The organism is Glycomyces xiaoerkulensis, assembly GCF_002798405.1.
In the GTDB taxonomy this organism is placed as follows: domain Bacteria; phylum Actinomycetota; class Actinomycetes; order Mycobacteriales; family Micromonosporaceae; genus Glycomyces; species Glycomyces xiaoerkulensis.
In genome coordinates this window covers 1-21,340 of record NZ_PGGV01000010.1, presented here as the reverse complement: position 1 = coordinate 21,340, position 21,340 = coordinate 1, and the positions used below count along the sequence as shown (strand labels likewise).

The following is a 21,340-nucleotide window of genomic DNA, read 5'->3' as shown; positions in this document are numbered from 1 at the left end:
TCACAGGTCTCCGCTCTTAGCGTAGGCGGCTCGGATGCTGGCGGCGGCGTCGGCGGCGCGGTCGGCGGAGGGTCGGACCCGATCCGGGCCGGGCCTTGGGGCAGGAAGGGACCGGTCTTCGGTGTCGAGGCGCGCCTGGGATGCGGCCGGAACGGCGACGGTTTCGGCGTGGTCCCCGGCGACGGCGAGGAGCCGCTGCTTCGCCTCCCAAGCGTCCGGTCGGCGCTCGGGAACGCCGTCGAGCATGTCGGTGAGGACGCTCCGCAGCCCGGTGGGCAGCGACGATATGTCGATGTTCCCGTGTACGGGGCGCACTCCGGTGGCCGCGTAGGCCGTGACCAGTCCGAGCGAATAGATGTCGGCCGCGGCGGTGACCTGCGAGGTTCGCGCCTGCTCCGGGGCCATCCAGTTGCGGGTGCCCACGGTGTTCGCGGTGGACGTTATCTCGCCCATGCGCTCCTCGAGGACCGAGAGGCCGAAATCGATGACCTTCGGCCCCTCGTCGTCGACCATGACGTTCGCGGGTTTGAAGTCGCGGTGGACGACACCGAACCGGTGGATATATGAGAGCCCTTCGGCCAACTGCGCTCCCAGGTAGGCGGCCTTCTCGGGGGCGAGCGGGCCGCCCTCGTCGATCAGCCTGTCAAGGGGCGATCCGTCGACGTGCTCGGTGGCGATCCACGGCGGATCGGCTTCGGGGGAGGCGTCGGCGTCGACGTACTGGGCCAGGTGGAGTCCGGAGACCATGCGGAGCGTCTCCGCCTCGCGGTCGAAGCGCCGGCGGGCGTCGGGGTTGCGAAGTGCGAAGCCGAGGGTCTTGATGGCGACGCGCCGGCCGGTTTCGGACTGGGCGAGGTAGACCGAGCCTTGAGCGCCCTCCCCGATGGGTTCGCAGATCCGGTACTCGCCCAGGCGCTCGGGGAGGTCGGACGGGTTCGACGTCATCTGGTTGCTCTTGCTCCTTCCCCGCACGGCGATGCGGTCGCCTCCCACCGATCGACGACCGCATGTGAGGGCTGAGTTTATCCTGGTGCGAGCTGTGTCGCGGTTCTGCGCGGGCGGCAATCACGCGGGCTCTCGACCGGAGCTCTCAGTCTTCGATCACGCCTCAGCGATCCCGCAGGTTGCAGGCGGACCGAGAATCCCATACTTCGAGACGACGGTCCGCCCGGATAAGGTTTTCCATTGCGGGCCAGACGGAACCGAGATCGGAGCACCTCTCGCTTCCCGACCTTCGCCCCGGCAGTCCGACCCCGCCCGCGTGACATCTCCCGATGCCGAGGGCCGCCGTCGACCGACGACAACAACATCATATTATAGGGCTACTTACCGCCAAACTAAGGAGGGTGCATGACCCGCTCGAACCAGCTGAGCCCGGCGACGCTCCGCCGGCTAAGCGCCGCGTTCCCCTTCGAGTTCACCAACGCCGACGACGCGGTCAACGGCGCCCTCGACAAGCTGCAAGCCCTGCAGCAGCAGTCCACCGCTCCGCCCGCGTCCCGCCCCCCGTCCGACCCTCCGACCACCGGAGCGCTCTACGAGTTCATCGAGGGCGGGGACTTCGACGCAGGCGACGAACTCCGCTGGGAGCGCCCCAACCTGCGCGAGACCCACATCGCGCACGTCGACGCCAACGGCTGCATTGTCACCGAGGACGGGCGGGCACACCGGTTCCCCTCGAACGCAATCGCCCACATCGCGCCGGGGCAGCGTCCACACCCTTGGGAAGCATGGATCCACGTGCCCAGCGGGAAGCCGATCGGCACATGGCGTGAGGAGTACCGCCACCGCAAACACAACGCGCCCACCCCCGGCTTCGATGAGGACGATGCCAAGGACTGGAGGGAGGTCATCGCCATCGTGCTCGAGCGCCTGCCGCACGGGGCATGGACCACCTACGGCGACCTCTCGCGGCTCACCGGTCGCCACCAGCGGGAGATCGGGGGATTTCTCTCGCGCGCGCACGAACTCAAGAACGCCTGGCGTGTGCTGCTCGCCGAGGGCAAGGTCTCGCCCAACTTCACCTGGCCGGGCGAGCACCGCGGCGACCCGCACGAGCTACTGCGAAGCGACGGAGTCCGCTTCTCGCGGAGCCAGGTCGCTGACCCCGCCCAGCGCATGCACGTGGATGACCTACGGAAGTTGCTCGTCGGGTAGCGATCCCGCGGCGGCGACCGTCAGCCACCGCCAAGTCGATTCCGGTCCGATCTCCACTTTGTTGCAGGACAAGGAGGGTCCGATTGAGTCGGATATCCGACACAATGCGACATGCGTGCGACACACAGGATGATCTTGTAACGAACTGCGCACGCTCTCTACAATTCCACTCCATGACGGAAAGTGACGACTCGATCCCCGGCCCGCCTCCGCTCATGGAGCTGGCCCGTCAGCTTCTCTCAGAACGGACCCGGCCACGGCCACGTCTCCCCAAGGGCTACGAGAAGACCGCCATTCCGCGCGACATTTGCTCGCCGAAGACTCTGAGCCGCTTGGAGTCGGGGCGGTACCGCGGGGTCAAGCTCGGTACGGTGCTCGCGCTGCTGAACTTCTATCAAACACCACATGACCTCGTCGATCGCATCGCCACGCTGACCAAAGCCGCCCGAGCCAACGACTGGTGCAACCACTACGCGAGCGTTCTCGACGACGGCGGATGGTTCTACCAGCAGTGCGAGGACAACGCCTCATACCTTGCATTCCACTCGTACTCCGTATTTCCCTCACTGCTTCAAGGCCCGGCGTACTACCGGATGATTCGGGATACGACGAAGAATAATTTCGAAGGCGAGATCGACTGGGACCAAGGCCTTGAGTTCCGGATGGAGCGACGCGAGCGCTGGATCGAATCAGAACGCCCAGCCCTCATGCTCATGGGAGAGGCCGCCCTGCGGATCGACCTCGGCCCAGAGGGAGACGAGATCCTGGCCGACCTCCGCAAGGTCGCTGACCTGCCGTTCGTCGATGTGCGGGTCATCCCCTACAGTGCGGGCCGATACGACCTCCAGCCCTGGACGCTCAAACTACTTGAGTATGAAGGCGGCGAGGAGACAGTGGTCTATGTCGAAGCGCCACGGGGCTCAGGCTTCGTTCCAGTGGATTCGACGCGAGGTAAGTTCTTCACCAGTGGCCTCAAGGTGGCATCAGGCCACTCGATCGATTTGGAGGACTTCCTGAAATGACCGCAATCGGGCCGTGGCGCAAGTCGAGCCGCAGCGGCGGTAATCAGAACGACAACTGCGTCGAGGTGCGCCTCAACGGCGAGCAGCCGCAGGTCTCGGACAGCAAGCTCGCCGACGACCGCCCCGTCCTCACCGTCAGCGCCGCCAGCTACGAAGGGCTGCTGGCCTGGGTGAAGGACTCCCCCAACCGGTAGTGGGTACGTCGGCCCGGCGTGGAGGCAAGCGGGCCGCGGCTCACCCGGCCATGCACCACCGATCGCGACGGCGGCGGAACCCGAGCAGCCGCCGCCCGTCGCCACTCCCCCGAGCGCCTCGAGGAGCGGCATGTACGAGCAGGCCCACGAGCAGCCCCTCAAAGGGCGCTTCGACGCCGACGCCGCCCGCTGGGTGCGCCCCGACGCCGCGGAAGGCACCCCCGGCGAACTCGAGATCGGTTTCGCCCCAGACGGTCTCGTCGCCATCCGCCGCGCCGACGACCCCGGCGGCACGATCCTGATCTACACCCCCGACGAGTGGGAGGCGTTCGTAGGCGGCGTCCGCGACGGCGAGATGGACCTCAGCGTCCTCGCCGACGACGTCCGCGACGCGGCCGCCGCAGACGAGGCGTAGCCGACCGCCCCGATCCGGGCACCACTGGGGACATTCCGCTTGGACATTCTGGCCGCCGCCCGGTGTCCCTCCCGCCCGGAGATCGCGTCCGCCCGACGGACTCCCCGGTCAGAATCAATCCTTGTGCCACTGTTTTCCCTGCTCTTAGGCTTGTCGCATCAGCCGGTAACCACCGACTGAAATCCACACGCGACAGCACTACGGCATGGGGGAGCGACGCGATGACACGACGAGAGCGGCCACCGCTGGAACCCGGCAAGGTCTACGGCACCTTCGCCGACGCCTCCGGCACGACCTTCGTCCTCTGGGCCAGCGCCGGCGGCCACCGCGTCGGAGTGCGCCTGCACCACGACGAGGGCCCCGAGATCGCGGTCGTCTGCTGGCCCTTCGATCCGACTCAGCGCCTCCTGCGCTGGCAGGGGCTCCTGTGGTCGTCGAACCCGACCGAGTGGAAGCAGGAGGTCAGGGACCGGGCGTTCAGGACGATCGATCGCGTGCTCGGCGCCCGCCCGTCCGGGGAGGCGCGGCCGTGAGCGAGTTCTCCGCCCTGCTGGCGCGCAGCGTCTTCGCGCTCCGGCTCCCACCGATCAGCAAGACAGGCTCCGCCGTCGACGGTGGCGACGGCGGTCCAGGGCGGGACGGCGGCGGTGCGCCGCCCGCCCCCGATGACGCGGCCGCGGCTGACCCGATGCAGGTTCCTCCCGCAGCCGCGGCCGCGTCGACCTCCAGCCGAAGCGGCGGCTACCGGGCCGTCGTCTTCGATCCGCCGCACACCGGCACCGGTGGCGGCCCGGACTTGGTGGGGTCCGGGCGCCGCGTCACGGTGTCATGCTGCCTCTGCCCGCGCATGCTGCGTCTCTCCGCTTCGGGGTACGGGGAGATGGCGCGCCGGGCCGAGGCGGCCGGGTGGCGATACACACCGGGACGCTACCTCCACGACCGCGCCTGGTGCCCGGATTGCCGCCCGAACGCCGGGAAGGCCGTCGCTTGAACGCTCGACCCGACCGCCTCCCGGCGGGACCGGCCGCCGCGCCCAGTGCTGATCCGGCGCGGCGGCCGGTCCGTTCCCCGCTCCTGACGCCGCTCGGCTGCCTGGAGGTCGACGGCCTCGTAGTGGAGCTGCTGTGGTCGCGGCTTCCGGACACGGTCCTGGCCGACTTCCGGGACGCCGAGCCGCACCGGATCGGCACCGCGGTCGTCGCGGGCGGGACCGAGCCGCGATTCGTCGCCCAGCCCTGGCATCTCGACTGGCTCGGCTACGAGGGCCGGGAAGCGCGCATCCTGGAGGCGGCGGCGCGCCTGTACCGGGACCGCTGCGGAGGACGGGAAGCCTCGGGGCCGTAGTGGCTCGGAGCCCGTCGTTGCAGCGCGGCCGCCCCTTGCGAACCGGCCGCCGCTCTCGGATCGGCGGCCCGGATGCTGTCGGACGCTTATTCTTTGGGGCTCGGCGTCTCCCAGATCGCCGCGATAGGGATCGCTCGCATCTTCGGGCCGAAAGACATCGTCTCTTGGGAGGTGTGCAGCACGGCTCCCACAAGGAACTTCTCGCCAAGGCGTTCTTCAAGATGCCGCAGGCCGCGGAAGTCGTCGCCCCTGACGGTGGATCCGGCCTTGATCTCAAGCGCCACAACCTGGCCACGGGCGTTCTCCAGGACGATATCGACCTCGACCTTGTCACGCGTCCGGTAGTGGTACATCTCGACTTCCTGCTCACACCAGGTGAGTTGCCTGGCGATCTCCATCATCACGAAGCCTTCCAACAGCGGACCCAGCGGGCCGCCGACTTCGCTGAGCGCCTTCGTATCCAGGTTCAAGAGGCTGGTGGCGACTCCGGAATCCACGAAGGCGGTCTTGGCGGTGGACACCGCACGCGACCCCACTCGCTTCCTCCAGGCCGGAATCCGCTTGATCAGGAAGACCTCTCGGAGCAATGCGAGGTATCTGCCGACCGTCCACCGAGAAATGTCGAGGTCGGCAGCGATGTTGGCGGGAACGATCAGTTGACCGGAGCGATCAGCGAGCATCGTCACCAGCGCGCGCATCTCGTCAGCCTGCGAGATCGCCGCCAACTGGATGACGTCGCGGTTGATCAGGTCGGACACGTACGATCGCAGGAAGCGTGTTCGGCGTTTGCCCTCGCGAACCAGCGCATCGGGATATCCGCCCCGGGCTACCCGCTCGACATAGCCCTTTCTGTCCTCTTCCGAGCGATGTTTGAGTTGCGGCCCGTGGTGAAAGATCGCATCAACGAATCCGTCCGGAGCGCCGTCTATCTCTCCCTGCGACAGCGGCCAGAGCTCGATGGTCTCCATACGCCCCACCAAGGTGTCGGGGAGCGTGCGCAGCCCGAGGATTCGGGCCGATCCGGTGAGCAGGAATCGACCTGGACGCGGGTCGGCATCGACGGTCTCCTTGATCGAGAGCAGCAGCTCAGGGTCACGCTGAACTTCATCGATGATCAGAAGTTTGTCACTGAGGACGAAGTCGGCGGGTTGGTCCCCGGCCGCTTGGCGCGCGTATGCATTGTCCAAGCTGCGCATCTCGGCATCCCGTTCCGATCCAAGCTGCGCCACCAAGGTGCTCTTGCCGCATTGTCGTGCTCCGTTGACCAGCACGACTCGGGTGTCCGCCAGCGCTTCTCGCACTGTACTGGCTGCGTGGCGTGGGATGATATGTCCGAGCGGAGACCGCGGAATCTTGACGCTAGCTGGAATCGTAGCAACGGCAGCTCGTTCTGCCGCTCATTTCATGCTCGTTTTGCCGCTATGTTCGTGCACCAATGGCCGCAAGAGGGGTGCGCCGTCTGCCGCCGCGATGGTTCGCAGTCTGCCGCCAGGTGCTCTGGCATTGTGCCGCTACGTCCAGGGAAAGCTCAGCCGCTCGTCGTCAACCCGGTAGCCGGGCCTCAGGCGGAGTCGAGGGCTTCGGCTCCCTGGAGTCTGGCGCGGTCGGCCGCGGCCCGGCCGGCGACGTGGCCCTCGAAGTCGCTGATGCGCGTGGCGGCCCGCATCGTCAGGTTCGGGAACAGCTCCTCGGTCTTGGCGTCCACGGCCTCGCGCCGCAACTGCATCACCGGGACCAGGTCCGTCCCGGTCTCGTCGGCCACCTCGCGGACGGTCTCGTCGGCGGACTCGGCCAGGCGCTCGCCGATGCGCACTGCGAAGGAGGCCAGGAACGACTGCCGGAACGACCGGGCCCGCGACCTGCCGGAGCCGTCCCGCTTCGACCCCGCCCGGGTCATCGCGGAGGTCGCCTGCACCAGCAGCGAGTTGTAAAGCAGCTCGACCGAGCGCAGGTTCGTGGCCCCGCCGACCACGGTCGCGAACCCGGCTGCCGGGGAGTAGACGGACCGGCATCCGTTGGCGTCGGCCACCACGTGCAGCAGCTCGGACTTCGGCTTCTCGTAGGGCTTCTCGACGTAGATCCGAGCTGCTGCGGCCTCCAGGGCCGCGTCCGGGGACTCGGCCAGCAGGGCCTCGTTGATCGAATGCCGGGCGATGAGCTGCTGGGCCTTGGCGGTGAACGCTTCGGCCTCGGCGTCGGAGTCCGTGGCTTCGGCCTTGGCCAGCAGCGCCCGAACCTTCTCATACACTTTGGACGATTCGGCGCCGCCGGCCCGGACCGCGCTCGGACGGCTGCCGGGACGCGGCTGGACCATCGGGATCGGCTGGAGCTCGGCGAGGGCCTTCAACCCCTCCAGAAGCGCGGCCGAAGCCGCGGCCCGGTCGGGACTCTCGAGGCCGGACAGCGCCTCGGCGACGGAGGCCGATGGCGAGCGTTCGGCCAGCGCCTCCCGCTGCGCGCTCCACTGGTCGCTCAACTGCGCCTCCGCATAGCGCCGCAGTTCGGAGCGCATGAGCGTCGCGGCGGCCGCCTTCACGGCGCTACGCGCCGGTAGGATCCGGCCATGTCGTATCCGGAACCGAAGTATCTTGGGGAGACCGGCGAGGTCAGCGCAGTCTTCCGTCCCTCCGACCAACCGCACGACCTGCCGTTCACCAGCGGTTCGGCCGAGTACCTCGCCACCGGGGATTCGACCGACAGCCAGTTCGGCCTCTACCGGTGGAACATGGGCGCCCGGCAGGGCGGACCCGATCCGCACTTCCACAAGGGCATCACCGAGTCGTTCTATATCCTCGAAGGGACCGTCACCCTCTACAACGGAACCGAATGGGTCGAAGCCGACGAGGGCGACTTCCTCTACGTCCCGCAGGGCGGCGTCCACGGATTCCGCAACGACTCCGACGAGCCCGCATCGATGCTGCTCCTGTTCACGCCCGGCGCACCCCGAGAGGGCTACTTCGAGAACCTGAAGCACCTTGGGCGGATGAGCGAGGAAGAGCGGGCCGAGTTCTTCGACTACCACGACACCTACTGGGTCGACCGGTAGCGGTCGTCCTCCCCGGCGGGTAGCTCAGCGCGGCCGCCCGACCTCGGAACTCGGGACTGTAGGAACGGTTGGCCATGTCGGTCATGGGCCTCTCCGATCTCGTATGGAGGGTGTCCGCCGAACCGCTCGTCCTTCACTTCGACGAGTGCGGGCCGGGCCCGTGGACGACCTCAGGGGTGGCCGGCCCGGACCGTAACCGACCTCCCGGGACAGAACATCTAGCCCAGAGTGATCGCCAGGTCCTCGAGTTGGCGCGCCTGGCCGATCGCGTCGATCCGGTCGATCCGGCCGCGGGCGGTGTGGAGGAGGTAGAACGCCTTCGGCGCGCCCTCCGGGGCGTAGACGACCACCGCCAGGCCGTCGAGCAGGCCGGTCCGGGCCAGCGCCGCGCGCCCGGCGAACACTCGGGCGACCGCGTCCGCGCCGCGCACCCGGTTCCGCAGCAGCGGCGCTCCGTGTTCGGCGTCCGCGGCGGCGAGCGCCACGACCTCGTCGTCGGAGCGCAGTTCGACCTCCGGGTCGAGCAGTTGGAGCAGCCCGCCGAAGTCCCCTTCCCTCGCGGCCGCGAGGAACGCGTCGGTCGCCTCGCGGTGCCGGGCGCGCTCGGCCGCCCCCTCGGCGCCGCGGATACGGCGCCTGGCGCGCGAGGCGAGCTGCCGGGCGTTCACCGGGGTCCGGTCGAGGATCGGGGCGATGTCGTCGAAGGAGAGCCCGAACACGTCGTGCAGCACGAACGCGAGGCGTTCCCTCGGGTTGAGGACTTCGAGCACCAGGTGCATGGCCTCGCCGACTTCGTCGGCGCGCAGGGCCAGCGCCTCCGGCCCCGCCGCGGAGGGGTCTTCGTCGGCGATGATCTCGGCGTCCGGGTCCTCCGGCCGGGCCGCACGCCAGCGCAGTTGGTCGACGCAGACGCGGGAGACGACGGTGTTGAGCCAGGCCTCCACGTTCTCGATGGAGTCGACCTCGGCGCGCTGGAACCGCAGCCAGGTCTCCTGCACGGCGTCGTCGGCGCTCCACAGCGAACCGAGCAGGCGGAAGGCGATCCTCCGCATCCGGGGACGGTGCGAGGCGAACAGCTCGCCGGGATCGTCGCGCGAACGCCCGTCGGAAATGGACTGCATCGTGGGGGTCCTTCATTCGAAGCCGGGGCGACGCGGCCGTGTCACGTTCGGCCCGGCCGCGTCGACGTACTGGATGAAGTACATCGGCAGGCGGTGCGGCGGCGCCCCTTCCGCCTGCCTGACCCTACCACCGCAAAGGAAACCCACATGTCCATCGAGAACCGAGAATCACTCGCGAACCTGCACGAGGTCGTCCGCGGCCGGGTGCTGCTGCCCAGCGAGGAGGGATTCGACCTGGCACGGCGGCCCTGGAACGTGGCGGTCGAGCAGCAGGTGCGGGCCGTGGTGGAGGCGGCCGACGAGCACGACGTCGCCGCGCTGGTCGACTACGCCTCCCGCGCGGGCCTGTCCATTTCGACCCAGCCGAACGGGCACGGCGCCACCGGCAGCGCTTCCGGGACGATCCTGCTGCGCACGGGCCGACTCGACGGCGTCGAGATCGATCCGGCCGCCAGGCGGGCCCGGATCGGGGCCGGGGTGCAGTCGGGGAGTCTGCAAGCGGCCGCGGCCGAGCACGGCCTGACCGGACTGCCGGGAAGTTCCCCCGTGGTCAGTGTCGCGGGCGTCGCTCTCGGCGGCGGCCTGAGCTGGTTCGGCCGCGCTTTCGGATGGGTCGCCGACGGCGTCACCGCCTTTGAGGTCGTGGACGCCGCCGGCAAGGCCCGCACCGTCTCGGCGGCGAACGAGCCGGACCTGTTCTGGGCGCTTCGCGGCGGTGGCGGCGACTACGCGATCGTCACGGCCCTGGAGGTGGAACTGCACGAGGCGCCCGAGCTGTTCGGCGGGCGGGTCCTGTGGCCGGCCTCCCATGCCCGCGCGGTCGCCGAGGCGTTCCGCTCGATGACCGCCGCGGCCCCGGACGAGCTCACCCTGTGGCTGGAACTGCTGCACTTCCCCGGCGCGGAGCCGATGGTCGCCATCGACTCGACCTACCTCGGCCCCGAAGCCGACGCCCGATCGCTGCTGGCCGAGATCGACCGCCTGCCCGAACCGCTGTCGGACACCCGGGCGGCCATGTCGGCGGCCGAGATCGGCACCATCACGGGCGAGCCGACCGACCCGAGCCCCGGCCGGTCCCGGGCCGAACTGCTCACGCATCTGGACGAGGCGGCGCTCGGCGCCCTGCTCGACGAGCCGATCTCGCCGCTGATGACGGTGCAGGTCCGCCACCTCGGCGGCGCGCTGGCGCTCGGCGGCGACGGCCCGCACGGTCCGCTGCGCGAACCGTTCGCGGTCTACTTCTTCGGCTCCCCCGCCGATCCGGCCTCATCGGAGGCGATGGCCCGGAAGCAGCGGACCTTCGCGGAGGCGCTGCCGGTCAGCGGCCGCAAGCCGCTGTCGTTCCTGAATCCCTCCGAGGACCTGACCGACGCGCTGCCCGGCCGGTCGGTCGAGCGGCTCCGGGCGATCAAGGAGCGGCACGACCCGGCCGGCACCATCCGCGGCAACTTCGCCGTTCCGGGAACGGACGGGCGGTCCGGCTCCTGACGGCGCCTACAGAGGGGCCGCCGGGTGGCCGGCCGGCCACGGGTTGGCCTCCTCGGCCAGCTTGGCGACCGCCAGCACCAGGTCGTCCGAATGCCGCGGACCGATGATCTGCATACCGACCGGGACGCCGCTGGAGGTGAACCCGACCGGGACGCTGATCGCCGGCTGCTGGGTCATGTTGAACGGGTAGCTGAATCCGGCCCACCGCTGCCAGGTGGGCAGTCCGCTCCCCGGCGGGACGTCGTGCCCGGCCTCGAACGGCTGGACCGCGACCGTCGGGGTGATCAGCACGTCGTGGTGGGTGTGGAACTCGCCCATGCGGATGCCGATCGCCGTACGCGCGGCGACCGCGTCGAGGTACTCGCTGGCCGAGTAGGTCAGCCCCTGCTCCCAGAGGCGGCGGAGACCGGGGTCGAGCTTCTCGGCCGACCCTTCGGGGAAGCTGTCCAGCCACTTGGCCGCACCGGCGGCCCAGAGCAGTTCGAACTCCTCGACCGGATCGCTGAAGCCGGGGTCTGACTGCTCCACCTGCAGCCCCACCTCGCTCAGCGCCGACACCGCCGAGCCGACGACCCGACCGACCTCGGGATCGACGTCGAGATAACCCAGGTCCGGCGAGTACGCCGCGTTCAGCCCGCGCACGTCCCTGCGGACCGCCTCCCGGTAGGCGGCCATCTGCGGCGGCATCGCGGTCGGGTCGCGGTGGTCGGGCAGCGCCAGCACGTCCAGCAGCAGCGCGGTGTCGTCCACCGAGCGCGCCATCGGGCCCGCGTGCGCGAGCGGGCCGAACGGGCTCGCCGGGTATAGCGGGATCCGGCTGCCGGTCGGCTTGAATCCGACGATGCCGCAGAACGAGGCGGGTATGCGCACCGAACCGCCCGCATCGGTGCCCACCGACAGCTCGCCCATCCCGGTGGCGACCGCCACCGCGCTGCCGCCGCTGGAACCGCCCGCGGTGAGCTCGGGGTTCCACGGGTTGCGGGTGACGCCCTCCAGCGGGCTGTCGGTGACCGCCTTCCAGGCCAGCTCCGGGGTGGTGGTCTTGCCGAGCATCACCAGCCCGTGCTCGCGCAGCCGGGCGGTCACCGGGCTGTCGGTGTCCCAGTCCTGGTCCGGATCGATGCAGCGGGAGCCGCGCACGGTGGGCCAGCCCCGGCTGAGGAACATGTCCTTGATGGAGGCGGGCACGCCGTCCAGCCATCCGATGGGGTTGCCCTCGAGCCAGCGCGCTTCGGACTCCCGGGCGCTGTCGATCGCCGCCTTCGGATCGACCAGGCAGTAGGCGTGGTATTCACCGTCGCGCTCGCTGATCGCGTCCAGCGCGGCCTCGGTCACTTCGACGGGGGACAGCTCTTGCGTGGCGTAGGCGGCGACGAGTTCGCTCGCGGTCGGCATGGCACTGGTGTTCGCTGTCATGTCTCTCCTCAGGCCGCTGATGACGGCACGTAACCCAGGTTTTTGTCCACTACGTTGTGCAGCGGCCGTCCCGCGCGCCACCGCTCGAAGTTCTCGGCGAACCTTTCGACCAGGATGCTACGCCAACCGACGGCGTCACCGGACATATGCGGCGACACGAGCACGTTCTCCATGCCCCACAGCGGACTGCCTTCCGGCAGCGGCTCGGTGTCGAACACGTCGAGGGCCGCACCCGCGATCTCGCCGGCGCGCAGCGCGGCGATCAGGTCGTCGGTGGCCGTCAGTTCGCCGCGGCCGACGTTGATGAACCGGGCACCGGGTTTCATCGCGGCGAAGGCCCGCTCGTCGAAGGCGCCCCGGGTCTGCTCGGTCAGCGGGGCGACCGCCACCACGTAGTCGGCCTCGGGCAGGCGGCCGATGAGATCGGCCTGCGCATGCACGGTGCCGAAGTCCGGGTCCTCGGTGCGCGCGGTGCGGCCGATGCCGCTCACCCGCATCCCCGCGGCGCGCAGCATCCGGGCGATCGCCCTGCCGATCGGCCCGGTGCCCATCACCATCGCGTGCCGGCCGTCGATGCGCTCGGTCTCCCGGTGCAGCCACCGGGTCTCGTCCTGCAGCCGCACGGAGCGGGCGAAGTCCTTGGCAAAGGCGAGTACGACGCCGAGGACGTACTCGGCGATGGGGGTGTCGAACACGCCCCGGGAGTTGGTGAGCACCACGTCGCTGTCCCGCATTCCGGGGAACATGACCGGATCCACCCCGGCGCTGGCCATGTGCACCCAGTGCAACCGGTCGGCGGCGTGCCAGGCGCCGGGCACCGCGCCGGAGAGGAAGTCGTAGACGAACAGCGCATCGGCGCCGCGCAGGGCATCGGCCAGGCCCTCGTCGTCCGTATAGCGCACGGTCGCGGATCGCTCGATGCCGTCCATGCCCGCAGGCACCTGATCGCCGCAGAGCACCGTCAACACCGGTGAATCTTCGCCGAGCATGTTGACATCCTAGAAGGTAGTCGTATGATTGTCAACAATCCGAGGTCTCACCCCGGAGGTCACTTCCGTCGAATTCACCGGAGGCTGCGCCTTGGATTTGACCAAACTCGACTTTCTCGAGGTCGACGGCCCACTCGCCCAACGGGGCATCGGCGTGATCGCCCCCTTCGACCTCGCCCTGGAACGGGAACTGTGGCGCTGGGTGCCGATGGAGGTCTCGCTGCACCTGGCGCGCACCCCGTACGAGCCGCTGCCGGTCAGCACGGCCATGGCCCGGCTGGTCAGCGACAGCAGACACATCGCCGCGGCCACGCGCGACGTGCTGCAGGTGGAGCCCGAGGTGGTCGCCTACCTGTGCTCGTCGGGCAGCTTCGTCAACGGGATCGACTACGAGCGCTCGCTGGTCAAGGCGATCTGCGACGCCGGCGCCCCGGACGCGGTGACCACCTCGGGCGCGCTGGCCGAGGTGCTGGAGCAGCTCGACGTGCATCGGATCTCGGTGCTGACGCCCTACGACGCCGATCTGACCGCCAGGCTGCACGACTTCCTCGCCGAACTGGGCGTGGAGACGCTCTCCAGCGATCATCTCGGTCTCGGCGGCGGCATCTGGAAGGTCAACTACCGCACCATCGCCGAGCGGATCATCGCGGCCAACCACCCCGACGCCGAGGCGATCTTCGTCTCGTGCACCAACCTGCCCACCTACGACCTGATCGAACCGCTCGAAGCCGGGCTCGGCAAGCCGGTGCTCACGGCCAACCAGCTCACCATGTGGGCCAGCCTGAAGCGGATGAACCTCCCGAAGGTCGGACCCGGGGAGTGGCTGCGCGAGGTTACGTGAAGAAGTCTTGTAATATTGTCGACAATCCAAGTGGAGGATGCTATGACGACCATCGGCATGATCTACCCCGATCACGCCGCCGAAGACGACTATCCGCTCGCGGAGAAGCTGCTCGGCCCCGACCTGCGGCTGCCGGTCGCCCACATCTACGGTACCGACCTGCACGCCGTCCCCGAACTGCTCGACCTCGGAGCCCCGCACCGCCTGGCCGAAGGCGCGCGCCACCTGGCCGGGCACCGACCGGACGCCGTGGTGTGGGCATGCACCAGCGGCAGCTTCGTCTACGGCTGGCAGGGCGCCGGCGAACAGGCGGCGCGACTGTCCAAGGAGGCGGACGGGATCCCCGCCTCCAGCACCTCGTTCGCGTTCGTGCACGCCGCGCAGGCGCTGCGGGTGGGCAGGGTGGCCGTGGCCGCCAGCTACCCCGGCGACGTCGCCGCGCTGTTCGCGGACTTCCTGGCCGCCGGAGGCATCGAGGTCGCCGAGATGTCCAGCCACGACATCGACACCGCCGCCGCGGTCGGCCGGTTGACGCCGGAGGCGGTCACCGAGCTGGCGAGCGGGTACGACCGGCCCGGCGCCGACGCGCTGCTGATCCCCGACACCGCGATGCGCACCCTCGCGCTGGTGGAGACCCTGGAGGAGCGCCTCGGCAAGCCGGTGCTCACGGCCAACCAGGTCACCGTCTGGGAGGGCCTGCGCCTGGCGGGATCGTCGCTGACCTCCGATTCACTCGGTGCGCTGTTCCGCATCCCGCCGTGCGAGGCGCCCGTGGGAGGCGAATGACCATGCCCTTTGCCGGTATCGAACCGGTCGACCGGGAATCGACGGCGGGCATCATCGCCCATCGCCTCCGCGAAGTGATCATGAACGGCTCGCTGCCGCCGGGGACCCAGCTCGGCGAGGCCGAGCTGGCCCGCCGCTTCAACGTCTCCAGAGGCCCGCTGCGCGAGGCGATGCAGCGGCTGGTGTCGGAGGGACTGCTGCGCAGCGAACGGTACCGTGGCCTGTTCGTGATCGACCTCGAACCCGGCGACGTGCGCGACATCTACACCGCGCGCTGGGCGATCGAGCGCGCCGCAGTGCTGGAGGTGATGAACGGCGACCGCGACCGGACGGCCACCCTGCTCGACGAGACGGTGTGGGCGATGGTCGCGGCCGCCGAGGACAGCAACCCGACCGCGCTGTCCGATGCGGACCTGCGTTTCCACGAGGTCCTCATCGGCGCATCGGGCAACAAGCGGCTGGCCCGGATGGCGCGGATCCTGCTCACCGAGACCAGGATGTGCCTCTCGCTGCTCCAGACCACCTACCAGCGGGTGGACGAGCGGGTCGCCGAGCACAGCCGGATCACCAGGGCCATCCGGGACGGCGACACGCAGGCGGTCCTGGACCTGCTGGAGGACCACATGGAGGACGCCGTCCGGCGCCTGGCCCCGGGGACGTCCCTCCGCGACTGACGCCGGTCCTCACGTGGCCACCGCGATGTACTTGGTCTCGAGGAACTCCTCGATGCCCACCGTGCCGCCTTCGCGGCCGAGGCCCGACTGCTTCACCCCGCCGAAGGGCGCCGCCGGGTTGGACACGATGCCCTGGTTCAGCCCGATCATCCCGGCCTCCAGGTTCTCGCAGACCCGCAGCGCCCGCTTGAGGTCGCCGGTGTAGAGGTAGCTGACCAGGCCGTACTCGGTGTCGTTGGCGATGCGGACCGCCTCGTCCTCGGTGTCGAACACCGAGATCGGGGCCACCGGCCCGAAGATCTCCTCATCGGCCATCCGGGCGTCGGTCGGCACGTCGGCCAGCACCGTCGGCCGGTAGAAGTGGCCCGGGCCCTCCACGGCGGCACCGCCGGTGAGCACTCGGGCGCCGCGCTCGGTCGCGTCGCCGACCAGACCGGTCACCTTCGTCACCGCCGCCTCGTCGATCAGCGGACCGACCACGACGCCGTCCTCGGTGCCGCGCCCGATCGGCTGCGCGGCCATCCGCTCGGCCATCCGGCGGCCGAACTCCTCGGCCACACCGCGCTGCACGTAGAACCGGTTGGCGGCGGTGCAGGCCTCGCCGATGTTGCGCATCTTGGCCTGCATCGCGCCGTCGAGCGCCGCGTCCAGGTCGGCGTCTTCGAAGACGAGGAACGGGGCGTTGCCCCCCAGCTCCATCGAAGTGCGCAGGACCTTCTCGGCGCACTGCTCCAGCAGCCTGCGGCCGACCGCGGTGGAGCCGGTGAAGGACAGCTTGCGCGCCCGGCCGTCCCGGATCAGCGGCTCCATGACCCCGCCCGAGTCGGTGGTGGTGAGCACGTTGAGGACGCCGTCGGGCAGCCCGGCGTCGGCCAGGATCCGGGCCAGCGCCAGCATGCACAGCGGGGTCTGCGAGGCGGGCTTGATCACCGAGGTGCAGCCGGCCGCGATCGCCGGGCCGATCTTGCGGGTGCCCATGGCCATCGGGAAGTTCCACGGCGTGATCAGCAGCGAGGGCCCGACCGGCTGCTTGGCCACCAGGAACCGGCCGGAGCCGTTGGGGGCGGTGGCGTAGCCGCCGTCGATGCGGACCGCTTCCTCGGCGAACCAGCGGAAGAACTCCGCGGCGTAGGCGATCTCGCCCCGCGATTCGGCCAGCGGCTTGCCCATCTCCAGGGTCATCAGGAGTGCGAGTTCGTCGGCCCGGTCGGTGAGCTCCTGGTAGGCGCGGCGCAGGATCTCACCGCGTTCGCGCGGGGGGTGATTCGCCCAGGAGTCCTGGGCGGCGGCCGCGGCGTCCAGGGCCGCGAAGCCGTCGTCGGGGGCGGCGTCGGCGACGCGGCAGAGCTCGTCGCCGGTGGCGGGGTCGCGCACCGCGAAGGTCTTGCCTCCGTCGGCCGCGGCCCATTCGCCGCCGATGAGCAGGTCCTTGGGGACGCCGTCGATGACGCCTGCTTCGGTTGGCATCGGATCTCACTCCTTCGTCGCTTACAGCGTGCCACGGTTGCCACGCGGGCCCGATGTGTAATATTGTCAACAATTTACAACCCAAGCCTACCCGGCTTGTCCGCACCCGAATCCGCAGCATCAGTTAGGAGCACAGCGCCATGGCCCAGCTCTCCCCACTGCTCAAACAGGCAACCCCGGTCGTCGCCGACCACGGCGAGGGCGTCCACCTCTACGACTCCGAGGGGCGCCGCTACCTGGACTTCACCGCGGGGATCGGCGTGACGAGCACCGGCCACTGCCACCCGCGGGTGGTGCAGGCGGCCCAGGACCAGGTCGGCAAGCTGATCCACGGCCAGTACACCACCGTGATGCATCGGCCGCTGCTGGAATTGACGCGCCGCTTGGGCGACGTGCTTCCGTCCGGGCTGGATTCGCTGTTCTTCTCCAACTCCGGCAGCGAGGCCGTCGAGGCCGCGCTGCGGTTGAGCAGGCAGGCCACCGGCCGCCCCAACATCGTGGTCTTCCAGGGCGGCTTCCACGGCCGGACCGTGGCCTCGGCCGCGCTGACCACCTCCGGCACCCGCTTCAGTGCCGGCTTCTCGCCGCTGATGTCGGGCGTCCACATGGCGCCGTTCCCCTACGCCTACCGCTACGGCTGGGACGAGCGGACCGCCACCGAGTTCGCGCTGCAGGAGTTGGACTACCTGTTCGCCACCGCCACGTCGCCCGCCGAGACCGCCGCGTTCTTCATCGAGCCGGTGCTGGGCGAGGGCGGCTACGTCCCGGCCAACACCGAGTTCCTCACCGGACTGCGCGAGCGCGCCGACGAGCACGGCATCCTGCTGGTGCTCGACGAGATCCAGACCGGTTTCGGTCGCACCGGCAGGTTCTGGGGCCACGACCACTTCGGGGTCCGCCCGGACATCATGCTGATCGCCAAGGGCCTGGCCAGCGGTTTCCCGCTCTCCGGTATGGCCGCGTCCGAGGAACTGATGTCCCGGGCCTGGCCGGGTTCGCAGGGCGGCACCTACGGCGGCAACGCGGTGGCCTGCGCCGCGGCGGCGGCCACCCTGGACGTCATCCAGGACGAGGGGCTGGTCGACAACGCGGCCGCCCGCGGTCTCCAACTGCTCGAGGGGGCGCGGGAGGTCGGCGAGAAGACGCCGGTGATCGGCGACGTCCGCGGTCTCGGCCTGCTGGTCGGGTCGGAGTTCACCGGGCCGGACGGCAAGCCCGACACCGCGACCGCGCAGGCCGCGCAGAAGGAGGCCGCAGCGCGCGGTCTGCTGCTGCTCACCTGCGGCGCGCACATGAACGTGGTCCGGATGATCCCGCCGCTGGTCGTCGACGCCGCGCAGGTCGACGAGGCGCTCGGCATCTGGTCCGACGTCGTGGCCTCGGTCGTGGAGTAGGGGGATCGGCCATGGCTCGTCACATCACGATCACGCTGGACAAGCGGGGCGTCTCCTGCCGCGCCGTGCTGCTGGAGGCCGAGGCTCCGCGCACCTGCGAGGCGGTGTGGGACGCGCTGCCGCAGAGCGGTGCGGCCTACCACGCCAAGTACGCCCGCAACGAGGTCTACGCGCTGGTGCCGCCGTTCGCCGATCCCAAGCCCGGCCGCGAGAACCCGACGGTCACTCCGATTCCGGGGGACGTGGTGTACTTCGGATTCGAACCGTGGGAGATCGGCAATCCCGCGTACGGCTACGACGAGGGCAGCGAGGCGCACGGCGAGCAGGGCGCCACCGACCTGGCGATCTTCTACGGCCGGAACAACCTGCTCATCAACGGCGACGCGGGCTGGGTGCCCGGCAACGTGTTCGCCACCATCGTCGAGGGGCTGCCGGACATGGCCGCGGCCGCGCAGGATCTCTGGCTCCGCGGCGTCGAAGGCGAGACCCTGTCCTTCGCCAGGACGCCGTGAGCCGCCTCGGGTGAGGCCGGTGAGCGGTCATCGACCGGATGGCCGCTCCGCCCCCACGGCCTCGGCGGTGGGGGCGCGGACATCCGCTCCGGAGGGTTCAGGTGAGCTCGAGCGCGTGCGCCCGGCCGCGCGCCGCCGTGTACAGCTCCCGGTCGCAGTCGGCGCAGAGCCACTGGAAGCGGTCGCTCGCTCCCCGCAGCAGTAGCACGCCGCCCGTTCCGCAGTCGTCGCAGGCCACTCCGGGCTGGTCGAGGACGCGCCATCCCGACGTCCACGCCACGTACTTCATCGCCCGGCCGAGGTCGGCGCGGCTCGCCCAGACCACGTCGGACGTCGGCCGGTCCCGCTCGCGGAAGGGGCCGGTCAGCGCCACCGGCTGGAGCCGTCCGGCCAGGGCGTCGGCGACGAACGAACCGAGCGAGCGCTCTCCGGCGCCGGCCCACACGGCCCCGCCGCTCCGGCTTCCCATCACCGGGATCGGTGCCGGTTTCGAAGGCGAGGTCCGGGGCGGCACCTCCCGTCGGCGCATCAGCTCGCCCCAGGTCCACCAGGGCACCGGCCGGTCGCTCTCGTTCTCGGGGTAATGCGGGGCGCCCGGCGCCCCGAGCTCGGAGATCGCGGCGGCCGCGTCGCCCACCGTGCCCGGCGATCGGATACTGAGCGCCCGTACTCCGCCGACGACCAGTGGCCCGACGGATTCATCGGGCCGGATCGCGATCGTCGGCACGGTGCCGGACCAATCGGGGCGGCCGAGGGTCGCCCAGCACACCTCGACACCGTCGGCGGCGTACCCGGTCGCGCGTCGCTCGAGATCCGCGGCCGAGTCCGCCGCCGACCGCACCTCCCAGGCGAATCGCGTCCCGTCCGGATGCACCGCCAGGACATCGGCGCACCAGCCGCCGCCCTGCGCCTCTACCTCGGCACTCCAGCCGGGGCATTCGCGAACCCTGCTCGCCACCACGTGCTTGACGAAGAAGCGCTCCTCGGTATCGGACTCGCGCAGGCGGCACCGGCTCTCGCTCGTCGGCCGGTGCCTGAAGTACCGCTTGCGGTACCGGCTGGACAGGTTCTCGACCGCGATCAGGTCGCCGCCGCAGGATCGGCACGAGATCGGCGCATTGTGGTGGTAGAGGGACTTCCACCACGGTGGAACCGCACCGAGACCCCCTTCGGAGAGGTCGAGCCGCCCCAGTACCGCATGCCATGCCGTAGTCGTCATCGGTGACCTCCATTCCGCCCCTCGGCCCGGCGGTGCCGCTCTGAACGAACTCCCCTGCCGCATAACCGTCCGGACGTCGGCCGGTCGACGACCCCTTCTCGTCGGCCGACCGCAAACTGCCGTTTCTCAGAACCGTCCGGACGGAGTCTCCGCATCCTCGTGGGGTTAGAACTGCCGGTTGGGGAGTTCGTCTTCGAAGTCGTCGGGACCGAACACGCCCTCCTCGACCGGGGTGAACTTCTCGAGCTCTTCACCGGCATCGACCTGGACGACCACGTCCATCAACTGGTCGCCGAAGACCGGGTTGCACTCCACGATGTAGTTGACCTTGCCGTCCACGCCGGCCTCGAACCCGGCCTTGGAACCGTCGACGATGATGATCTGCACATCGGTGCCCGGCTCGAACCCGGCCTCCTCGATCGCCTGGATCGCGCCCAGCCCCATCTCGTCGTTGTGGGCGTACAGCAGGTCGACCTCCTCCAGCCCGTGGGTGGAGATGAAGGTCTCCATCACCGACTTGCCGCCCTCGGCGGTGAAGTCGCCCGACTGCGAATCGACCAGCTCATAGTCCAGCCCCTCGCCGTCCAGGACCTCGTAGAAGCCGGTCTTGCGGTCGTTGGCCGGGGCCGACCCCACCGTGCCCTCCAGCTCCAGGATGCGGGTGGTCTCCCCGCCGCCGAAGGTCTCGACCGTCCAGGACCCGGCCTTGCGGCCCTCCTCGACGAAGTCCGACCCCAGCCGGGTGACGTACAGGTCCTCATCGGCCGCCTCGATGCCGCGGTCGGCCAGGACCACCGGGATCCCGGCGGTCTCGGCCTCGCCGAGCACGTCGGTCCAGCCGGTCTCCACCACCGGGGCCAGGACGATCACATCGACCTGCTGGGTGATGAAGTTGCGGATCGCCTCGATCTGCTTTTCCTGCTCCTGCTGGGCGTCGACGAACTTCAGCTCGTCGATCCGGTCGTCGGCCTCGGCGGCCGCCTGCACCGAGTCGGAGTTGGCCGTCCGCCACGCCGACTCGGCGCCCACCTGAGCGAACCCGACGACCAGGCCCTCGCCCGAGTCGCCGCCCGAGCCGTCCCCGTCGTCGGCCCCGCACGCGGCCGAGCCGAACAAGAGCGCGCCGGCCCCCAGGCCGACAATAGCTTTCCTGAGCATGATCATTGCCCTTCATGCTGGTGAGATTTGAGGAGTTCAATCCATCCCAGAGGATGTTATCGCTCAAATCCTTACTCATGTTATCGATCACGTCAAG

23 protein-coding genes are annotated in these 21,340 nt (G+C 69.8%); 14 read left to right on the top strand and 9 right to left on the bottom strand.

Annotated elements, in window-relative coordinates; all coding sequences use genetic code 11:
• Entirely contained in the window at nt 1-945 is a 945-nt protein-coding gene (locus CUT39_RS03060; protein WP_100444500.1) for a serine/threonine-protein kinase, read from the bottom strand.
• Between the two features lie 405 nt (nt 946-1,350).
• Here CUT39_RS03060 and CUT39_RS03055 point away from each other — a divergent pair, with 405 nt between their 5' ends.
• The 7 genes from CUT39_RS03055 (at nt 1,351) to CUT39_RS20120 (ending at nt 5,132) form a co-directional block, all read left to right on the top strand.
• On the top strand, nt 1,351-2,157 hold the full coding sequence (locus CUT39_RS03055) for a restriction system modified-DNA reader domain-containing protein (protein ID WP_100444499.1): 807 nt from the start codon (nt 1,351-1,353) through the stop codon (nt 2,155-2,157).
• 173 nt (nt 2,158-2,330) lie between these two features.
• Nucleotides 2,331-3,179 carry a Scr1 family TA system antitoxin-like transcriptional regulator gene (locus tag CUT39_RS03050; protein WP_100444498.1) on the top strand — a complete coding sequence of 283 codons (849 nt, stop codon included), beginning with the start codon at nt 2,331-2,333 and terminating at the stop codon, nt 3,177-3,179.
• The gene (locus tag CUT39_RS03045) at nt 3,176-3,373 is read left to right on the top strand and encodes a DUF397 domain-containing protein (RefSeq protein WP_100444497.1); all 198 of its coding nucleotides are present in this window, start codon (nt 3,176-3,178) and stop codon (nt 3,371-3,373) included. The genes CUT39_RS03050 and CUT39_RS03045 overlap by 4 nt, the downstream gene beginning before the upstream one ends.
• Before the next feature lie 130 nt (nt 3,374-3,503).
• Nucleotides 3,504-3,788 carry a DUF397 domain-containing protein gene (locus CUT39_RS03040; protein ID WP_100444496.1) on the top strand — a complete coding sequence of 95 codons (285 nt, stop codon included), beginning with the start codon at nt 3,504-3,506 and terminating at the stop codon, nt 3,786-3,788.
• 221 nt (nt 3,789-4,009) lie between these two features.
• A complete protein-coding gene (locus tag CUT39_RS03035; protein ID WP_100444495.1) occupies nt 4,010-4,321 on the top strand; it encodes a hypothetical protein in 312 nt (103 codons plus the stop codon).
• Nucleotides 4,318-4,779, top strand: coding sequence for a hypothetical protein (locus CUT39_RS03030; protein ID WP_100444494.1), 462 nt, complete (start codon nt 4,318-4,320; stop codon nt 4,777-4,779). The genes CUT39_RS03035 and CUT39_RS03030 overlap by 4 nt, the downstream gene beginning before the upstream one ends.
• On the top strand, nt 4,776-5,132 hold the full coding sequence (locus CUT39_RS20120; RefSeq protein ID WP_157930444.1) for a hypothetical protein: 357 nt from the start codon (nt 4,776-4,778) through the stop codon (nt 5,130-5,132). Before CUT39_RS03030 ends, CUT39_RS20120 begins: the two co-directional genes overlap by 4 nt.
• A gap of 86 nt (nt 5,133-5,218) precedes the next feature.
• Here the strand turns inward: CUT39_RS20120 and CUT39_RS03020 are convergent, their stop codons facing one another.
• Together CUT39_RS03020 and CUT39_RS03015 are read right to left on the bottom strand one after the other, a co-directional pair.
• Nucleotides 5,219-6,484 (bottom strand): ATP-binding protein, encoded by a 1,266-nt coding sequence (locus CUT39_RS03020; RefSeq protein WP_100444492.1) that lies wholly within the window; start codon nt 6,482-6,484, stop codon nt 5,219-5,221.
• Nucleotides 6,485-6,693: 209 nt separating this feature from the next.
• Nucleotides 6,694-7,668: a DUF2786 domain-containing protein gene (locus CUT39_RS03015; protein ID WP_100444491.1), complete on the bottom strand. Its 975-nt coding sequence runs from the start codon at nt 7,666-7,668 to the stop codon at nt 6,694-6,696.
• Nucleotides 7,669-7,695: 27 nt separating this feature from the next.
• On the opposite strand from CUT39_RS03015, the gene CUT39_RS03010 reads away from it, so the two are divergent.
• Entirely contained in the window at nt 7,696-8,178 is a 483-nt protein-coding gene (locus CUT39_RS03010) for a cupin domain-containing protein (protein WP_100444490.1), read from the top strand.
• A 218-nt stretch (nt 8,179-8,396) separates the two neighbouring features.
• Here CUT39_RS03010 and CUT39_RS03005 read toward each other — a convergent pair whose 3' ends face one another.
• Nucleotides 8,397-9,299, bottom strand: coding sequence for a sigma-70 family RNA polymerase sigma factor (locus tag CUT39_RS03005; protein ID WP_100444489.1), 903 nt, complete (start codon nt 9,297-9,299; stop codon nt 8,397-8,399).
• 147 nt (nt 9,300-9,446) lie between these two features.
• Between CUT39_RS03005 and CUT39_RS03000 the strand changes: the two genes are divergently transcribed.
• Nucleotides 9,447-10,787: an FAD-binding oxidoreductase gene (locus tag CUT39_RS03000; RefSeq protein ID WP_100444488.1), complete on the top strand. Its 1,341-nt coding sequence runs from the start codon at nt 9,447-9,449 to the stop codon at nt 10,785-10,787.
• Nucleotides 10,788-10,793: 6 nt separating this feature from the next.
• On the opposite strand, the gene CUT39_RS02995 is transcribed toward CUT39_RS03000, so the two are convergent.
• Together CUT39_RS02995 and CUT39_RS02990 are read right to left on the bottom strand one after the other, a co-directional pair.
• Entirely contained in the window at nt 10,794-12,203 is a 1,410-nt protein-coding gene (locus CUT39_RS02995) for an amidase (protein ID WP_100444487.1), read from the bottom strand.
• Between the two features lie 8 nt (nt 12,204-12,211).
• The gene (locus CUT39_RS02990; protein ID WP_100444486.1) at nt 12,212-13,192 is read right to left on the bottom strand and encodes a D-2-hydroxyacid dehydrogenase; all 981 of its coding nucleotides are present in this window, start codon (nt 13,190-13,192) and stop codon (nt 12,212-12,214) included.
• 91 nt (nt 13,193-13,283) lie between these two features.
• Between CUT39_RS02990 and CUT39_RS02985 the strand changes: the two genes are divergently transcribed.
• The 3 genes from CUT39_RS02985 to CUT39_RS02975 are packed head-to-tail and all read left to right on the top strand — an operon-like array spanning nt 13,284 to nt 15,493.
• Nucleotides 13,284-14,033 (top strand): maleate cis-trans isomerase family protein, encoded by a 750-nt coding sequence (locus CUT39_RS02985; RefSeq protein ID WP_198586832.1) that lies wholly within the window; start codon nt 13,284-13,286, stop codon nt 14,031-14,033.
• A 42-nt stretch (nt 14,034-14,075) separates the two neighbouring features.
• Nucleotides 14,076-14,819: a maleate cis-trans isomerase family protein gene (locus CUT39_RS02980; RefSeq protein WP_100444484.1), complete on the top strand. Its 744-nt coding sequence runs from the start codon at nt 14,076-14,078 to the stop codon at nt 14,817-14,819.
• Between the two features lie 2 nt (nt 14,820-14,821).
• A complete protein-coding gene (locus tag CUT39_RS02975) occupies nt 14,822-15,493 on the top strand; it encodes a GntR family transcriptional regulator (RefSeq protein ID WP_100444483.1) in 672 nt (223 codons plus the stop codon).
• A 9-nt stretch (nt 15,494-15,502) separates the two neighbouring features.
• Here the strand turns inward: CUT39_RS02975 and CUT39_RS02970 are convergent, their stop codons facing one another.
• Nucleotides 15,503-16,960: an NAD-dependent succinate-semialdehyde dehydrogenase gene (locus tag CUT39_RS02970; RefSeq protein ID WP_100444482.1), complete on the bottom strand. Its 1,458-nt coding sequence runs from the start codon at nt 16,958-16,960 to the stop codon at nt 15,503-15,505.
• Between the two features lie 140 nt (nt 16,961-17,100).
• Between CUT39_RS02970 and CUT39_RS02965 the strand changes: the two genes are divergently transcribed.
• Together CUT39_RS02965 and CUT39_RS02960 are read left to right on the top strand one after the other, a co-directional pair.
• Nucleotides 17,101-18,354, top strand: a complete 1,254-nt coding sequence (locus CUT39_RS02965) for an aspartate aminotransferase family protein (protein WP_100444481.1) — start codon at nt 17,101-17,103, stop codon at nt 18,352-18,354.
• A gap of 11 nt (nt 18,355-18,365) precedes the next feature.
• Nucleotides 18,366-18,866 (top strand): DUF3830 family protein, encoded by a 501-nt coding sequence (locus tag CUT39_RS02960; protein WP_100444480.1) that lies wholly within the window; start codon nt 18,366-18,368, stop codon nt 18,864-18,866.
• A gap of 97 nt (nt 18,867-18,963) precedes the next feature.
• On the opposite strand, the gene CUT39_RS02955 is transcribed toward CUT39_RS02960, so the two are convergent.
• Nucleotides 18,964-20,085, bottom strand: a complete 1,122-nt coding sequence (locus CUT39_RS02955) for a hypothetical protein (protein ID WP_100444479.1) — start codon at nt 20,083-20,085, stop codon at nt 18,964-18,966.
• Between the two features lie 165 nt (nt 20,086-20,250).
• A complete protein-coding gene (locus CUT39_RS02950) occupies nt 20,251-21,249 on the bottom strand; it encodes an ABC transporter substrate-binding protein (protein WP_198586831.1) in 999 nt (332 codons plus the stop codon).
• Nucleotides 21,250-21,340: the final 91 nt, after the last annotated feature.

Excerpts from the sequence above, each read along its gene's own strand:
- CUT39_RS03060 (WP_100444500.1), bottom strand. The coding sequence starts at position 945 with ATGACGTCGAACCCGTCCGACCTCCCCGAGCGCCTGGGCGAGTACCGG.
- CUT39_RS03055 (WP_100444499.1), top strand. The coding sequence starts at position 1,351 with ATGACCCGCTCGAACCAGCTGAGCCCGGCGACGCTCCGCCGGCTAAGC.
- CUT39_RS03050 (WP_100444498.1), top strand. The coding sequence starts at position 2,331 with ATGACGGAAAGTGACGACTCGATCCCCGGCCCGCCTCCGCTCATGGAG.
- CUT39_RS03045 (WP_100444497.1), top strand. The coding sequence starts at position 3,176 with ATGACCGCAATCGGGCCGTGGCGCAAGTCGAGCCGCAGCGGCGGTAAT.
- CUT39_RS03040 (WP_100444496.1), top strand. The coding sequence starts at position 3,504 with ATGTACGAGCAGGCCCACGAGCAGCCCCTCAAAGGGCGCTTCGACGCC.
- CUT39_RS03035 (WP_100444495.1), top strand. The coding sequence starts at position 4,010 with ATGACACGACGAGAGCGGCCACCGCTGGAACCCGGCAAGGTCTACGGC.
- CUT39_RS03010 (WP_100444490.1), top strand. The coding sequence starts at position 7,696 with ATGTCGTATCCGGAACCGAAGTATCTTGGGGAGACCGGCGAGGTCAGC.
- CUT39_RS03005 (WP_100444489.1), bottom strand. The coding sequence starts at position 9,299 with ATGCAGTCCATTTCCGACGGGCGTTCGCGCGACGATCCCGGCGAGCTG.
- CUT39_RS03000 (WP_100444488.1), top strand. The coding sequence starts at position 9,447 with ATGTCCATCGAGAACCGAGAATCACTCGCGAACCTGCACGAGGTCGTC.
- CUT39_RS02995 (WP_100444487.1), bottom strand. The coding sequence starts at position 12,203 with ATGACAGCGAACACCAGTGCCATGCCGACCGCGAGCGAACTCGTCGCC.
- CUT39_RS02990 (WP_100444486.1), bottom strand. The coding sequence starts at position 13,192 with ATGCTCGGCGAAGATTCACCGGTGTTGACGGTGCTCTGCGGCGATCAG.
- CUT39_RS02980 (WP_100444484.1), top strand. The coding sequence starts at position 14,076 with ATGACGACCATCGGCATGATCTACCCCGATCACGCCGCCGAAGACGAC.
- CUT39_RS02975 (WP_100444483.1), top strand. The coding sequence starts at position 14,822 with ATGCCCTTTGCCGGTATCGAACCGGTCGACCGGGAATCGACGGCGGGC.
- CUT39_RS02970 (WP_100444482.1), bottom strand. The coding sequence starts at position 16,960 with ATGCCAACCGAAGCAGGCGTCATCGACGGCGTCCCCAAGGACCTGCTC.
- CUT39_RS02965 (WP_100444481.1), top strand. The coding sequence starts at position 17,101 with ATGGCCCAGCTCTCCCCACTGCTCAAACAGGCAACCCCGGTCGTCGCC.
- CUT39_RS02960 (WP_100444480.1), top strand. The coding sequence starts at position 18,366 with ATGGCTCGTCACATCACGATCACGCTGGACAAGCGGGGCGTCTCCTGC.
- CUT39_RS02955 (WP_100444479.1), bottom strand. The coding sequence starts at position 20,085 with ATGACGACTACGGCATGGCATGCGGTACTGGGGCGGCTCGACCTCTCC.
- CUT39_RS02950 (WP_198586831.1), bottom strand. The coding sequence starts at position 21,249 with ATGATCATGCTCAGGAAAGCTATTGTCGGCCTGGGGGCCGGCGCGCTC.